The 15143-nt window shown below is 64.1% G+C and carries 14 protein-coding genes; 8 read left to right on the forward strand and 6 right to left on the reverse strand.

What is annotated here, in order from left to right; all coding sequences use genetic code 11:
• Positions 1-162: 162 nt before the first annotated feature.
• Both VSX60_RS12705 and VSX60_RS12710 read right to left on the reverse strand, forming a co-directional pair.
• Positions 163-2274: a molybdopterin oxidoreductase family protein gene (locus VSX60_RS12705; RefSeq protein WP_327624579.1), complete on the reverse strand. Its 2112-nt coding sequence runs from the start codon at positions 2272-2274 to the stop codon at positions 163-165.
• A gap of 163 nt (positions 2275-2437) precedes the next feature.
• Positions 2438-3550, reverse strand: a complete 1113-nt coding sequence (locus tag VSX60_RS12710) for an alkene reductase (RefSeq protein WP_327624580.1) — start codon at positions 3548-3550, stop codon at positions 2438-2440.
• Between the two features lie 164 nt (positions 3551-3714).
• Here VSX60_RS12710 and VSX60_RS12715 point away from each other — a divergent pair, with 164 nt between their 5' ends.
• The 3 genes from VSX60_RS12715 (at position 3715) to VSX60_RS12725 (ending at position 5810) form a co-directional block, all read left to right on the forward strand.
• A complete protein-coding gene (locus tag VSX60_RS12715) occupies positions 3715-4593 on the forward strand; it encodes a 23S rRNA (adenine(2030)-N(6))-methyltransferase RlmJ (protein ID WP_327624581.1) in 879 nt (292 codons plus the stop codon).
• A gap of 65 nt (positions 4594-4658) precedes the next feature.
• Positions 4659-5195 carry a hypothetical protein gene (locus VSX60_RS12720; protein ID WP_327624582.1) on the forward strand — a complete coding sequence of 179 codons (537 nt, stop codon included), beginning with the start codon at positions 4659-4661 and terminating at the stop codon, positions 5193-5195.
• Between the two features lie 15 nt (positions 5196-5210).
• Positions 5211-5810 carry a glutathione S-transferase family protein gene (locus tag VSX60_RS12725; protein ID WP_327624583.1) on the forward strand — a complete coding sequence of 200 codons (600 nt, stop codon included), beginning with the start codon at positions 5211-5213 and terminating at the stop codon, positions 5808-5810.
• 37 nt (positions 5811-5847) lie between these two features.
• Here the strand turns inward: VSX60_RS12725 and VSX60_RS12730 are convergent, their stop codons facing one another.
• Positions 5848-6510 (reverse strand): outer membrane protein, encoded by a 663-nt coding sequence (locus VSX60_RS12730; RefSeq protein WP_327624584.1) that lies wholly within the window; start codon positions 6508-6510, stop codon positions 5848-5850.
• 392 nt (positions 6511-6902) lie between these two features.
• On the opposite strand from VSX60_RS12730, the gene uvrC reads away from it, so the two are divergent.
• From uvrC to VSX60_RS12750, 4 genes are all read left to right on the forward strand, one after another.
• Entirely contained in the window at positions 6903-8948 is a 2046-nt protein-coding gene (gene uvrC, locus VSX60_RS12735; protein ID WP_327624585.1) for an excinuclease ABC subunit UvrC, read from the forward strand.
• Between the two features lie 92 nt (positions 8949-9040).
• The gene (gene pgsA, locus VSX60_RS12740) at positions 9041-9622 is read left to right on the forward strand and encodes a CDP-diacylglycerol--glycerol-3-phosphate 3-phosphatidyltransferase (protein WP_327624586.1); all 582 of its coding nucleotides are present in this window, start codon (positions 9041-9043) and stop codon (positions 9620-9622) included.
• 72 nt (positions 9623-9694) lie between these two features.
• Positions 9695-9946 (forward strand): molybdopterin converting factor subunit 1, encoded by a 252-nt coding sequence (gene moaD / locus VSX60_RS12745; RefSeq protein ID WP_327624587.1) that lies wholly within the window; start codon positions 9695-9697, stop codon positions 9944-9946.
• A gap of 2 nt (positions 9947-9948) precedes the next feature.
• Positions 9949-10461 carry a molybdenum cofactor biosynthesis protein MoaE gene (locus VSX60_RS12750; RefSeq protein WP_327624588.1) on the forward strand — a complete coding sequence of 171 codons (513 nt, stop codon included), beginning with the start codon at positions 9949-9951 and terminating at the stop codon, positions 10459-10461.
• Between the two features lie 126 nt (positions 10462-10587).
• On the opposite strand, the gene ndk is transcribed toward VSX60_RS12750, so the two are convergent.
• The gene (ndk, locus tag VSX60_RS12755) at positions 10588-11010 is read right to left on the reverse strand and encodes a nucleoside-diphosphate kinase (RefSeq protein WP_327624589.1); all 423 of its coding nucleotides are present in this window, start codon (positions 11008-11010) and stop codon (positions 10588-10590) included.
• Positions 11011-11205: 195 nt separating this feature from the next.
• On the opposite strand from ndk, the gene VSX60_RS12760 reads away from it, so the two are divergent.
• Complete coding sequence (locus tag VSX60_RS12760) at positions 11206-13113, forward strand: ABC-F family ATP-binding cassette domain-containing protein (RefSeq protein ID WP_327624590.1); 1908 nt, start codon at positions 11206-11208, stop codon at positions 13111-13113.
• Positions 13114-13164: 51 nt separating this feature from the next.
• On the opposite strand, the gene VSX60_RS12765 is transcribed toward VSX60_RS12760, so the two are convergent.
• Both VSX60_RS12765 and VSX60_RS12770 read right to left on the reverse strand, forming a co-directional pair.
• Complete coding sequence (locus VSX60_RS12765) at positions 13165-13617, reverse strand: DNA polymerase III subunit chi (RefSeq protein ID WP_327624591.1); 453 nt, start codon at positions 13615-13617, stop codon at positions 13165-13167.
• Between the two features lie 15 nt (positions 13618-13632).
• Positions 13633-15138, reverse strand: a complete 1506-nt coding sequence (locus VSX60_RS12770; RefSeq protein ID WP_327624592.1) for a leucyl aminopeptidase — start codon at positions 15136-15138, stop codon at positions 13633-13635.
• Between the last annotated feature and the right edge of the window lie 5 nt (positions 15139-15143).

Here is a 15143-nt window from a genome sequence, read left to right on the forward strand (position 1 = left end):
GTGTGAAGGGGAACCGGTGCTGCCATGACAAACCTCCGTTTGTCACAGTGATTCAGAATTCTGTCAGCTTGGGAATCCCCGAAGAGTCGGCCTTCGCTCCCGTTGGTATGACGCATTGGTTTTAAGACCCTTTTCCCGTCGCAAGCGGCATAAGATCACCCTTTACGCGCTGGTTTTCAACCACACCCGATTGTCATGAAACGCCGCGCCGCCGAAGGGCGCCACCGGATCGGCACCGGTGAGCGTGTTGATCCCCTCCTCGTCGAGGAAATCGGTATTCGCCCAGAGCCCTTCATGGACGAGCACGCCCGGCTTGACGGTCTCGGTGATGGTCAGCGCCAGCCGAACCTCGCCCCGCTCATTGCCGATCGTCACGATATCGCCCGCGACCAGCCCCTCACGCGCCGCGTCTTCGGGATGAATCATCAGGTCCGGCGCCCCTTCCCGCGACCGCGAACCGGTCGTTTCGGCGAAAGTGGAATTCAGGAACTGCCGCGCCGGCGACGTCGCGAGCCGGTAAGGATGCGACGCGTCGGCCGCCTCGATCAGCTCGGCGTGATCCGGAAAGACCGGCAGACCCGTGACCGGCCCCTGTGGCCCTAGGCTGTCCGGCGGTCGGTTCGGCGCATGGCCGCCGATCCAGTCGGGCTTGAACCGGAACTTGCCGTCGGGCCAGGCAAAACCGTTCAGGAAATGCGCGTCCTCGAAGGGCGGCTGACAGTCGATCCAACGGTCGCGTTTCAGCCCGTCGTAACCCTCGGTGTGGCCAGCGGCCTTCACCATGTTGTCGACGAGCTGGCGTTCGCTGAGGCCGAAACCCGGCCGGTCGGCGACACCGAGGCGTTTGGCCAGCTCCTCGAAGACGAAATGGTTTGTCCGCACGGTTTGCGGCGGCTCGACCAGCTTCGGCCCCAGGACAATGTGGTTCTGGCCGCCGCCCCGATAGATGTCGTCGTGCTCCAGGAACATCGTCGCCGGCAGCACCAGGTCGGCGAGCTTGGCCGTGTCGGTCATGAACTGCTCGTGGACGCAGGTGAACAGGTCGTCCCGCGCGAAACCCCGTCGCACCAGTCGCTGCTCCGGGCAGACATTGGCCGGGTTGGTGTTCTGGATCAGCATCGCGGTGACAGGCGGCCCACCGGACAGCGCCTCCGCATCGCCGGTCAGCGCAGCCCCGATCCGGCACTGGTCGATAAAGCGGATCGACGGGTCGCGATAGGCGGTGCCCATGATCTCGCTCTTGTCGAGGCCGAAGATGTCCGAGTTCGAGTGGAATGCGCCGCCACCCTCGTATTGCCAATGGCCGTAGACGGCGGGGATCGACATCGCCGCGTGCATCGCCACGGCGCCGTTGCGCTGGCGGGTAAAGCCGTAGCCGAGGCGGAAATAGCTGCGCTGCGTGCGGCCGATCAGTGCCGCGAAGGCCTCGATCTCCTCGACGCCGAGCCCCGTGATCGCCGCCGCCCATTGCGGCGTGCGGGTCGAAAGATGCGCTTCCAGTCCGGCCGGGTCGTCGGTGTAGCGGGCGAGATAATCGCGGTCCGCCGTCCCATCGCGAAAGGCGATGTGCATCAGCGCGCAGGCCAGCGCGCCGTCGGTACCGGGCCGAAGCTTCAGCGCCAAATCGGCCTGCTTCACGGTCGCGTTGTCGTAGACGTCGATGACGACGATCTTGGCTCCGCGCTCCTTGCGGGCTTTGGCCGCGTGGGTCATCACGTTGACCTGCGTCGCCACCGCGTTGGTGCCCCAGATGATCACGCAGTCGGACTTGGCCATCTCGCGCGGGTCGGCGCCGCGCATGGCGCCGGCACCGACGAACCAGCCGGTCCAAGCCATGTTGGTGCAGATCGTGTCGAACTGGCCGGAATAGCGCTTGGCGTGGCGCAGCCGGTGGATGCCGTCGCGCTGTACCAGGCCCATCGTCCCGGCATATTGATAGGGCCAGACCGTCTCGGACCCATGCCTGGCCTCGGCCTTGATGAATTCCTCGGCCACCAGATCAAGCGCGTCGTCCCAGCCGATCTCGCGCCAGCCGCCCTCGCCTTTCGCGCCGACCCGCTGCAGCGGTTTCAGCAACCGGTCCTTGTGATGGATCCGCTCGGCATAGCGGGCGACCTTGGCGCAGATGACGCCGGCCGTGTAGTCGTTCGCCGCCGCACCACGCACGCGGCCGATCGTGCGGCTATCGAGCACCTCGACGTCGAGAGCGCAGGTGGATGGGCAATCATGCGGGCAGGCTGAGTGCCCGATGGTGACGGGGAGCGGCTTGTTCATGCCTGATCCATACCGCAGCCGGCCGCGCCGCCAAAATTCATTTTGGCGATAGCATCCATTCGCGGCGCGGTCGAAGCCGCCGGTGCTGATTTGCGCACCGGGCAAGAAAAAGGGCCGGAACGCGCGTTCCGACCCTCGTCATGCGGATTTCGCCGTCGCTCGATCAGGCGGCCTCGGCGTAGCGGGCGCGTTCTTCATCGCTCAGCGCGGGATAGTCCAGGTAGCCCTCCCTGGCGCCGCCATAGAAGGTGGCCTCGTTCCACTCGGCCAGCGGCGCGCCGATTTCGAGCCGCGCGACCAGATCCGGATTGGAGATGAAGGGCCGGCCGAAGCAGATGAGATCGGCCTCATCCGCCTCGATACGCTCGATGGCGAGCTCGCGGTCGTAGCGGTTGTTGCCCATGTAGAGACCGTCGAAATGGTCCTTCAGCGTCCATGCCTTGAAGGCGTGCGGATCGCGCTCGGTCCGCGTCGCGCCCTCGATGACATGGAGATAGACGAGCTTACGCTTCGACAATTCCTCGACATAGCGGGTGAACAGCGGCTCCGGATCGCTGTCGCGAAGATCGTTGGCCGGGCTCACCGGCGAGATGCGGATGCCGACCCGGTCGGCGCCCCAGACCTTGACCACGGCGTCGACGACTTCCAGCGGGAAGCGCATGCGGTTTTCGATCGAGCCGCCGTAATCGTCGGTCCGCTGGTTGGCGCCGTCGCGCAGGAACTGGTCGAGCAGATAGCCATTGGCCGAGTGGATCTCGACGCCGTCGAAGCCCGCCGCCTTAGCGTTTTCCGCCGCCTTCACATAGTCGGCGACGATGCGCGGCAGTTCGTCCCGGTCAAGCGCCCGCGGGGTCTCTGCGTCCTTGAGGCCATTGGCGGTAAAGGCCTGCATCTGCGGTTTGATCGCCGACGGGGCGACGGGGAGCGCGCCGCCCGGCTGCAAATCGGGATGCGAAACCCGCCCGACATGCCAGAGCTGCAGGACCATCTTGCCGCCCTCTGCATGGACGGCATCCGTCACCTTCTTCCAGGCCGCGACCTGCGCGTCGGAAAAAATGCCCGGCGTCCAGGCATAGCCACGTCCTTCGGGCGAAATGTTCGTCGCCTCGGCAATGATCAGCCCGGCGCTCGCGCGCTGGCGATAATATTCCACGTGAAGGTCGTTCGGCACGCCTGCTTCATTGGCGCGGCTGCGGGTCAACGGCGCCATGACGACGCGGTTGGCGAGCTTTATCGGGCCGAGATCGACGGGCTGAAACAGTTTCGACTGAACCATTGCGGTGTCCTTTCGTGAATGCCAAGACGGGCGAAGATGGGCGTCATGTCGCAGCCCGAGATGGGACTTTGCCGCAGCGCGGTAAGGGCTATGAACGCAGCGTTCGCCGCGAAAGCTCCTGTTCAGGCGCTGGCGTGCCCCCTGAACCCTAAGGGGGTACGGCCATGTGGCCCCCTGCAGCGCAAGAGAACGGCAGCAGGATGAACTACCGTCATGCCTATCACGCGGGAAACTTCGCGGACGTCGTGAAGCATGTGCTGATGAGCCGGCTGATCGAATACCTGAAGCGCAAGGACAAACCGTTTCGCGTCTTCGACACCCACGCCGGACGCGGTCTTTACGCCCTATCCGCCAACGAAGCGGTTCGAACCGGCGAGCATGCCGAGGGCATTGGCCGCCTGCGCGCTGCCGCCGAATTGACGACAAACCCGCTCTTCGAGCCTTATTTCACCGCGTTGCAGCCGGACTTGGAACAGGAACGTTATCCTGGCTCGCCGTTGATCGCGCGACGCCTCTTGCGCCCAAAGGATCGTTTGTCCGCCTACGAGCTTCATCCCGAGGAGGCGACGGTACTGAAAGCGGTGTTCGCAGGCGACATCCAGACCAAAGCGATCGAACTCGACGGATGGCTCGCTCTCGGCTCGCATGTGCCACCAAAGGAAAAGCGCGGACTCGTTCTGATCGACCCCCCCTTCGAAAAGCCGAGCGAGGTCGAAGATATCGTCACGGGGCTCAAGAATGCACTGCGCCGCTGGCCTGGCGGCATTTACGCCATCTGGTACCCGTTGAAACACCGGGAGACGGTGGATGCGCTGCATGACGGACTGCGAACGCTCGGCATCGCCGACATGGTAACGGCTGAATTTTTCCGCGAGCCATATTCGGCGGACCAGCGCTTCGTCGGCACCGGGATGGCGGTGATCAACCCACCCTTCGTGTTTGCCGAGGAAGCCGAAGCGATCATGAAAGCCCTGCTGCCGGTGCTGGGGCGCGACCCCGGCGCAACATATGAGGTTTTTGCGCCTTCTCCCGCCAAGCCCTGACGGCGCCTGGGCCGTTTTCATGCTAATTGTCGACAAGATCAGTCCTATCGCAGCGAGTTCCCGTCATGCGCCGTCTCCTTACCGCTCTTCTCTCTGCGTCCTTCGCCAGCTTGGCGATGACCGGCCCAACGGCCGCCGCGGACATGCAACGCTTGCAGGCGCCCGCCGTCGCGAATGCCAATGTTCCGGCCTGCGACGACGCCGATGTGCTGGCCGAGGTCGAAGACCAGTTCGAATATGGCGCCCCACGCATGCTCGAAACCAAGCTTGAGATCCTCGAATTCAGCGGCATGATCGAGACCGGCTATTTCCCGCAACGGCTGGACGAGCCACTCCCCAGCAGTCCGATCGAGCGCCGCTACTGCCAGGCGACGGCGTTGATTTCCGACGGCAAGCACCGGACGGTCTACTATGTCATCGAGCACCCGATGGGCTTTGCCGCGGCGGGCGGCCATCTCGGCAGGTTCTCGCCGGTGAAATCCTGGCGGGCCGAGGGCTGCGTGCTGGGACTTGACGAGTGGCATATCTATGGCGCCGATTGCCAGTCGCTTCGCCGGTTCCCGGCGGCGGGACGCACCAGTCCCGGCTATGTCACGAAATAAGGTCGATCCATCACCATGCGTCTATACTATTCCTCCGCCTCGCCCTTCGCGGCCAAGGCCCGCATGGCCGCGCGCCATTGTGGGATCGAGATCGAAAGCGTTGCTGTCGACACGTCGGCCGAGCCGGTCGAACTCACCTCCGCCAATCCGCTCGGCAAGATCCCCGTGCTGGTCCTCGACGACGGCACGTCGGTCTACGACAGCCGCGTCATCTGCGACCTGTTCGACCGGATGAGCGGCAACCAGCTCGTCCCGCAGGAGCTGGACGCCTGGCGGTCGGTGAACACCTTCGAGGCCGCGGCCGACGGCGTCGGCGACGCGCTGATTCTCACGGTCTACGAAGTGCGTTACCGGCCGGAAGAAAAGCGCCATCAGGCTTGGGTGGACAAACAGATGCGCAAGGCCGATCGCGGCCTGGCGTTCCTCGAAGACCATATCAACGAACTCTCCGACGAGCCGACGACCGCCCATTTCGCGCTCGCCGGCCTGCTCGGCTGGATGGCATTCCGCTTCGCTGGAAAGATCGAGAGCGAGCGGCCGAAGCTCGCGCAGTGGCTCAAGCAATTCCCCGAGCGCTTCCCTGCTTACGAGGAACTGCAGCCCCGCGCGGCGTAAGGGTCAGACGCCGGGGCGCCCGACGGTCCGGCCGGCATCAGAATTTCAGCGCGATGCCGGCGCGGATCGAGTGCTCGTCGAAGCCCGACGAGATGCTGGTATTGCCAAGGTCGTAGGTCTCGCTGCCGAAATCCGAATAGCGATATTCGAGTCGCGACGTGACGCTGTCGGAAATCTTGGCCTCGATGCCCGCGCCGAGCGTATAGCCGATGCTGGTCTGGCTGTCGGATGCACCGTTCAACGACAATTCGTTGCGAGACGCGGCGATGCCGCCGGTCGCGAAAACGAGGAACGGGTCGACCGCAACGCCGGCCCTCGCCCGCAGCGATCCAAAAATATTCGTTTCAGCGTCGATCGGCGCGCCGATGGCGCCGTTGAAGCCGCGGCCGTCCACACCCGAGCCGCCGATATCGGCCTCGATTCCGTAGACGATGCGATCGGTTTGCAGATTGTAGCCGGTGTAGACGCCCCCGACGAAGCCGTCGCCGTCGAAGGTGGCACCGCCGGACTGATCGAAATTGGAGGTGTTGTAGCCAACAAAGGCTCCCGCATAAGGGCCGGACCACACGTAAACCGGAACGGACGGGGCCAGCGGGGCCGGCACGGGTGGCTGCGGGCTGTCGAAGACCGTATCGGCCGCATGGGCCGACGTTGCCAACAGCGCAACGGCCAAGCTGACCACCAAATGTCGAAGCGGCATCACCATAGGGCTTCTCCTATCTTCAACCGACCGCATTCTGCTCTCGTGGAGCCGAGCGAGGTCCGGAACGCTCTCGTCAAAATGACATCGCATTCATGATCAGTAGATGGGGTGCGGTGTGTCAGGCGAACAGGACCTGCCTCGGGTCACCGCGTTGCCATCGATGAATTTTTTGTCGGCGTTGCCGATTTGCAACTTGCGTATCGTCAACCTGCCAGCGGCGCATCCCGGCGGGTGGGTTGTCCACTGAAAGCCCCGTGAATTTCCTCTTTCGCGCAATCATATAAGAAGCCGGATGATAGAAACGGACGGACATAAGCCGATCGTGTCCGCAACGCCTTTTCTAGAGAGTCCGGCTGAGCGCTGAACCGCGCGTGCCGGCCCAGGATGACATGACCGCCCAAACCGAAGACTTAGACGACGAGCTTGTGCCCGAGACCGGGGCCGCCACCACCGATACGGCGGCCGCTATCGGCGCCTCGCTGATCGCCGCGATAGACTGGGACGATGCCGGCAAGTTCGTCGCCGGTGATCTCGTCGGGGTTGAGCTGATCGCGGCGCTGGCAAAGCGCCTGCCCAACCAATCCGGCGTCTACCGCATGTTCGGCAAGGACGGCGAGGTTCTCTACGTCGGCAAGGCCCGCTCCTTGAAGAAGCGGGTGACGAGTTACACGCGGATGGGCGGTCACACCCAGCGCATCGCCCGCATGATCCGCGAAACGCGGCAGATGGAATTCGTCACCACGCGCACCGAGACCGAGGCGCTGCTGCTCGAAGCCAATCTGATCAAACGCCTCAGACCTCGCTTCAACGTCCTGATGCGGGACGACAAGTCGTTTCCCTATATCCTCGTCAGCGAGGACCACGAAGCGCCAGCGATCATGAAGCATCGCGGCGGGCGTTCGCGAAAAGGCAGCTATTTCGGCCCCTTCGCCTCGGCCGGCGCAGTCGGTCGCACGATCAACTCGCTGCAACGGGCCTTCCTGCTCAGAACCTGCACCGATTCGGTCTATGAGAGCCGGACGCGCCCGTGCCTGCTCCATCAGATCAAGCGCTGCTCGGCCCCCTGCACCGGCGAGATCGGAATCGACGATTATCGAGGTCTCGTGAACGAGGCCAAGGCGTTCCTGTCCGGCCGCTCCAACCAGATCAAGAACGGCATGGCCGCCGCGATGCAGGACGCGTCGGACGACCTCGATTTCGAGCGCGCCGCCATCTACCGCGACCGTCTTGCCGCGCTGTCGCACGTCCAGAGCCATCAGGGCATCAATCCGGCCGGGATCGAGGAGGCGGACGTCTTCGCCATCCATCAGGAGGGCGGCCTTACCTCGATCCAGGTGTTCTTCTTCCGCACCGGCCAGAACTGGGGCAACCGGGCCTATTTTCCCAAGGCCGACCCCTCGCTGGAGGCAGCCGAGGTGCTGGGAGCCTTCCTGGCGCAATTTTATGACGACAAACCGGCTCCGCGGCTGATCCTGCTGCCGATCCAAGTCGAGGATGAAGCGCTGCTCGCGGAAGCCCTCAGCGTCAGGGCCGAACGGCGCGTCGAGATCGCTGTGCCCTCGCGCGGGCTGAAGAAGGATCTGGTCAACCATGCCGCCGCTAACGCCCGCGAGGCGCTCGGGCGTCGGCTGGCCGAAACCTCGTCCCAGGCGCGGCTGCTCAAGGGCTTGCGGGAAACCTTTGCCCTGCCCCATCCGCCCCGACGAATCGAGGTCTACGACAACTCCCACATCATGGGCACCAACGCTGTCGGCGCGATGATCGTCGCCGGGCCGGAGGGGTTTGCCAAGAATCAGTACCGCAAGTTCAACATCAAGGGCGCGGACATCACGCCGGGTGACGATTTCGGCATGATGAAAGAGGTCATGACGCGGCGGTTCTCGCGGCTGCTCAAGGAGCACGCAGAAGGCCCGCAGGCTCCTGAACCCGTCGTCGAGGAAGACGAGGATGACGCCGCACTGTCCGACACAGCGATGCCGGCCTGGCCCGACCTTGTTCTGATCGACGGCGGCAAGGGTCAGATTTCCGCAGTGCGCGGGATTCTCGCCGAGCTGGGCATCGCCGACAAGGTCACCACGATCGGCGTCGCCAAGGGCGTCGACCGTGACGCCGGGCGTGAGCGATTCGTCACCGAGGGCCGCGAGCCGTTCTCACTGCCACCGCGCGACCCGGTTCTGTATTTCCTGCAACGGCTGCGCGACGAGGCGCACCGTTTCGCCATCGGGTCGCATCGCGCCCGCCGCAAGAAGGATCTGGTCAAGAATCCGCTCGACGAGATCGCCGGCATCGGACCGAGCCGCAAGCGTGCGCTGCTCCATCATTTCGGCACGGCGAAGGCCGTTTCACGGGCGGCCTTGAGCGACCTGCGGGAGGTCGAAGGCGTCTCCGCCACGATGGCGAAATCGATCTACGACCATTTCCACGAGCAAGGATGAGACAATCGTCGCGTTTCGTTGCGATGATGACGGTTGACGTGAGGCCGACGGACGGGCTTGTACTGTCGCGCACAGCCGAAGCGGACGATCTCATGGCATCTCAGGCCCTCAGCCTACCCAACATCCTCACCTATGCACGCATTGTCTGCGTGCCGCTGGTCGTCGCCTGCTTTTTTGTGGAGGGCGAATTCAACGCCTCGGAAGCGGCGCGGTGGTGGGCGCTGTTCATCTTCGTGGCCGCAAGCATCACCGACTTCTTCGACGGCTACCTGGCGCGCGCCTGGCAGCAGACCTCGACGATCGGGCGCATGCTCGACCCGATCGCCGACAAGCTTCTGGTCGCGGCAGCGCTGCTCCTGCTCGCGGCCGCGAATACCATCGTTGGCTGGAGCCTTTGGGCGGCGATCGTGATTTTATGCCGCGAGATTCTCGTCTCCGGGCTCCGGGAATATCTGGCGGAGCTCAAAGTGTCCGTTCCGGTCACCCGCCTCGCCAAGTGGAAAACGACGATGCAGATGATCGCCATCGGCTTTCTGCTCGCCGGCCCGGCGGCCGACAAGATCATTAGCTTCACCACTGAAACCGGGATCGGGCTCTTGTGGATTTCGGCGATCATCACGCTCTATACGGGCTATGATTATTTCCGGGCCGGGCTTCGGCACATCGACGTTTGACCGTCACGCCTCTGGATCGCGGCGGCGCGAAAACCCATCTGTTCTTCTGAACGATTGACGAGGTCCACGGCCATGAAACTTGCTTATTTCGCATGGGTCCGCGAGCGGATCGGCGTCGCCGAGGAAGAGGTGGAACTGCCGGCCGGCATCACCACCGTTGCGGATCTGCTGCATTGGCTGAAGGGCCGTGGCGAGACCTACGACATGGCGCTGCAGGCGCCCGAGATCATCCGCGTCGCGATCGACCACGAGCATGTCGATCATTCCGAGCCGATCGCCGGCGCCAGGGAGATTGCACTGTTTCCGCCGATGACGGGCGGCTGACCATGGCCGCGAAATCCGATCGATCGGCCGTCAGCGATCCTTCTGGCATATCGCCGGTGGTGCGAATTCAGGCCGATCGCATCGACATCACCGCCGAGATCGCAGCCATGACGGGTGGCGCGGCCGAGGGCGCGGTCGGCGGCCTCGTCAGCTTTTCCGGCTATTGCCGCGACGAAGGCGGGCGTCTCCGCGCCCTCGAGCTCGAACACTATCCGGGCATGGCCGAGCGCGAAATCGAGAGGATAGCGCGCGAGACAATCTCTCGCTGGCCCCTCCTCTCCTGCCGTGCCATCCATCGCTTCGGCCTGATCGTGCCCGGCGAAGAGATCGTCTTTGTCGCCTGTGCCTCGGAGCACCGCCAGGCGGCCTTCGAGGCGGCCTCCTATCTGATGGACTTCCTCAAGACGCAGGCGCCATTCTGGAAGCGGGAGCATCTGAAGGACGGTGCGACGGGCGGCTGGGTTGAGGCGAAGGACACCGACGACAGCGCCGCCGATCGCTGGCACCGGCTCTGACGCAAGGATCGATTGCCGCGTTCGACGGCTCGCACGATCGCCGCCATCGTCGTCGAATACAAAAAAGGGAGGCACGTGGCCTCCCTCCAAACCCCTTTATCGAGGGCCGCATTCAGACTGATAGCCTTAGCCGACGATCTCGGTCTCGGAGAACCAGTAGGCGATTTCTTGCTGCGCGGTCTCTGGCGCATCCGATCCATGCACGGAGTTCTCGCCGATCGACTGGGCGTGCGCCTTGCGGATGGTGCCCACAGCGGCGTCGGCCGGGTTGGTCGCGCCCATGATTTCGCGATTGCGCGCGATGGCGTTCTCGCCCTGGAGAACCTGCACGATCGTCGGACCCGACGACATCGACTCGACGAGTTCGCCGAAGAACGGCCGCTCCTTGTGGACCGCGTAGAAGCCCTCGGCTTCGCGGCGGCTCATCCAGACCCGCTTGGACGCGACGACCGTCAGACCGGCCTCCTCCAGCATCTTGGTGATGGCGCCCGTGAGGTTGCGACGGGTGGCATCGGGTTTGATCATCGAGAACGTGCGTTCGACCGCCATGGCGTGGTCCTTCTTTCGGAATGGTTCGGGAAAAATGTGGGCGACCTATACCCGCCGGCCCGAGGACGGGCAAGGCATGGACTGAAGCTGGAGACCAGAAGACCCTAACCGGGATTGCCATGACAACCTCGCTGGAGGTCCCGCCGATACCGATGCCCCCTTTCGCACTGCCGCATACCGTGGCAAAAGCCGCCCATGCTCCAGATAACCGACCTTTCCGCGCGCGTCGCCGGGCGCCTTCTCATCGATCATGCCAGCCTGACGCTGCCGAGCGGCACCAAGGCGGGTTTGGTCGGACGCAACGGCGCCGGCAAATCGACCTTGTTTCGCATCATCACCGGCGATCTCGCTGCCGAGACCGGCTCAGCCTCCTATCCGAAGAACATGCGCCTCGGCCAGGTGGCTCAGGAGGCCCCGGGCACGGAAGAGTCGCTGATCGAGATCGTCCTGAAGGCCGATACGGAACGCCTCGCCCTCCTCGACGAAGCCGAGACCGCAAGCGATCCGCACCGCATCGCCGACATTCATTTACGCCTCGCCGACATCGACGCCCACTCGGCCGAAGCCCGTGCCTCGGCGATCCTGTCCGGCCTCGGTTTCGACATGGCCGCGCAGGCCCGTCCCGCCTCGTCCTTTTCCGGCGGCTGGCGAATGCGCGTCGCACTCGCGGCGGTGCTGTTCTCGCGGCCCGATGTGCTGCTGCTCGATGAGCCGACCAACTATCTCGACCTCGAGGGCACCCTGTGGCTCGAGAATTTCGTCGCCCGCTATCCCTATACCGTGATCGTGATCAGCCATGATCGCGACGTCCTCAACAATGCCGTCAACTCGATCATTCATCTCGATCAGAAGAAGCTGGTCTTCTATCGCGGCGACTACGACCAGTTCGAGCGTCAGCGCGCCGAGAAGCTGCTGTTGCTGCAAAAGGCGATCGTCAAGCAGACCGCCGAGCGCAATCACATGGAAGCCTTCGTCGAACGCTTCCGGGCCAAGGCGTCCAAGGCACGGCAGGCACAGTCGCGTCTCAAGGCACTCGAGCGGATGCAGCCGCTGCAAGGGATCGTCGAGGAGCACGTCACGCCCTTCATCTTCGACGCTCCCGAAAAGGCGGCAGCGTCGCCGATCATCCGTATGGAAGGCGTCTCCGTCGGCTATCAGCCCGGGCGTCCGATCCTGTCGAAGCTCGACCTGCGGATCGACACCGACGACCGCATCGCCCTCTTGGGTCAGAACGGCAACGGCAAATCGACCTTCGCCAAACTCCTGGCCGAGAGGCTGCGGGAGCAATCCGGCACGGTCACCCGCGCGCCGGGGCTCAAGATAGCCTTTTTCGCCCAACACCAGATCGACGATCTGCGGCCGGCGGAAAGTGCGGTCCAGCACGTGCGCCGCCTGATGCCGGACGCGCCGGAAGCCAAGGTCCGTGCCAAGGTCGCGCGCATGGGCTTGCCGACCCAGAAGATGGACACGGCCGCCGAAAAGCTCTCGGGCGGCGAAAAGGCGCGGCTTTTGATGGGGCTGGCGACGATCGACGCGCCAAACCTCCTCATTCTCGATGAGCCGACCAACCACCTCGACATCGAGGCGCGCGAGAGTCTGGTGCGCGCCCTCAACGATTATCCGGGCGCGGTCATCCTGATCAGCCATGACCGCCACATGGTCGAGGCGACGATGGATCGGCTGTGGATCGTCGCCGAAGGCACGGTATCGCGGTACGACGGCGATCTGGAGGACTACAAGAAGCTTGTCCTGTCCGGCGGGACCAAGGGCAGTGGCGTGCAGGATCCGGGCGACAATCCACAGGCATCAGAACCCGCCCCTTTGTCCAAGATCGACCAACGCCGTATCGCCGCCGAGAAGCGCGAATCGCTCAAGCCGCTCAAGCAGAAGATCAGCCAGCTGGAAATCCAGATCTCGCGGCTACAGAAGACCCTTGAGGGACTCGACGAGTCGCTCGGTGACCCGGCGCTCTACACGCGCGATCCGGCGCGGGCGAGCGCCCTCAACAAGCAGCGGTCGGATGCCGCGAAGACGCTCGCTGGCTGCGAGGAAAACTGGCTGGCACTCACCGAAGAGCATGATTCCGCAATGGCGGCAGAGTAGGCGCGGCGAGCGCAAAGCAGCGCAGGAGCGGTATCAGTCACGCGGTGGACGCTACACCTTCTTGACCCACCTGCCCCCATCGGTCTGCTGCCAATAGGTGACGTCGTGGCCGGCGGCTTTCTCGACCGTCCAGCGCTCCCGCGCCCGGCCGATCTGGTCCTCGTCATGGCCATCGAAGAGATAGACCGCGCGGACATAGCGATCGAGCGCGGCGGGCGCCGCGCCTTCGACCAGGAACCGCACATGCGGATCGTTACCCTCCTGACCCGCCTCGACGGTCAGCAAGATCGGCTGCAGCGCGCCGGAGCCGTCGGCATCGCTGCCGTGCGGCAGAAAGCTCTCGTCCTTGTAGACCCAGAGATGATGGTCGAGAGCGTCGCGACGCTCCTCGCTGGCAAATTGCACGACGACGCGCCAGCCCTTGGCCAAGCTTCGCTCAAGAAGGCCCGGCAGGGCGTCCTCGAGCCGACTTTCCGTCAGATGGTAGAACAGGACCTCGGTCATGAAGCCCGGCCCGTCCTAGTGTGACTGATAGTGGTCGGCGACGAGCTGGTTAAGCAGACGCACACCATAACCCGACGCCCAGGACTGATTGTATTCGTTGGACGGCGAGCCCATCGCGGTACCGGCGATGTCGAGATGCGCCCAGGGAACGTCGTTGACGAAGCGCTGCAAGAACTGCGCCGCGGTGACCGATCCGGCCGCACGACCGCCGCCGATATTCTTGATGTCGGCGAATTTGCCTTCGATCATCTTGTCATATTCGGGAGCGAGCGGCAGCCGCCAGACCTTCTCGCCTGACGTCTTACCGGCAGCCGTCAGGCGCTCGGCGAGTTCGTCATTGTTGGAGAAGAGCCCGGCATGATGATTGCCGAGCGCCACGATGATCGCCCCGGTCAGGGTGGCGAGATCGATCATGAACTTAGGCTTGAACCGGTCCTGACAGTACCAAAGCGCGTCGGCCAGCACCAAGCGTCCCTCGGCGTCGGTGTTGAGGACCTCGATCGTGGTACCGGACATCGCCTTGACGATGTCACCTGGGCGCTGAGCGTTGCCGTCGACGGCGTTCTCCACCAATCCGACGATGCCGATCGCGTTGACCTTGGCCTTGCGGCCGGCGAGTGCCCGCATCAGGCCGGCGACTGCCGCCGCGCCGCCCATGTCGCCCTTCATGTCTTCCATCGACGCGGACGGCTTGATCGAAATGCCACCGGTGTCGAAGACGACGCCCTTCCCTACGAAGGCGATCGGCGCCTCGCCCTCGGGACCGCCGTTCCAGCGCATGATCGCCATCCGAGGCGGGCGGGGCGAGCCCTGCGCAACGCCGAGAAGCGCATCCATCTTCAGATCGCGCATTTCCTTTTCGGTCAGGATCTCGACCTCGAGTCCGTGTTCACCAAGCGCCGCGATGCGATCGGCGAACTCGACCGGCCCGAGAGTATTGGCCGGCTCGTTGACGAGATCGCGGGCGAGCATCGTCCCCGCGGCAACTGCTTCCGCGACCTGGTAGGCGGCCCTGGCCGCATCCGGATTCTCGACGGCGATCGCGATCCGCGTCACCACGTCGGGCTCCTCAGGCTCTTCGTCTTTCTTCGGCTTCTTGGTCTTGTAGAGATCAAAATCGTACGATCGCAATGTCGCGCCGACCGCCAGGGTCGCGGCGTTCTCCGCGCTGACAGATTCTCCAGCGGGCCGTTCGCAGCGCACGGTGACGGCTTCGGCGCCCTTGGTTTTCGCGGCAATCACCCCGCCAATCTTCAGCCAATCCTCTTCCACCAGCGCCTTGTCGGAATGGGTGCCGACGACCAACAGGCGATCGACAGCCACCTCGCCTGGCGCCAGAAGATCCAGCGTGGCCAGCGACTTACCTTTAAATTTTGCGACCTTCGCGGCCTTCTCCACCAGCGCCTTCACCCGGGCATCAATGCCATCGGCCAGCGCTCCCGCTTTCCCGGCCAGCACAACCATGACGCCTTTGGGCGTTGCATCGCGCGAGACGAATTCGATCGTTGGAAGAGTGGCCATGAAAA

It is taken from the genome of Aurantimonas sp. A3-2-R12, assembly GCF_036016755.1.
GTDB lineage: Bacteria > Pseudomonadota > Alphaproteobacteria > Rhizobiales > Rhizobiaceae > Aurantimonas > Aurantimonas coralicida_A.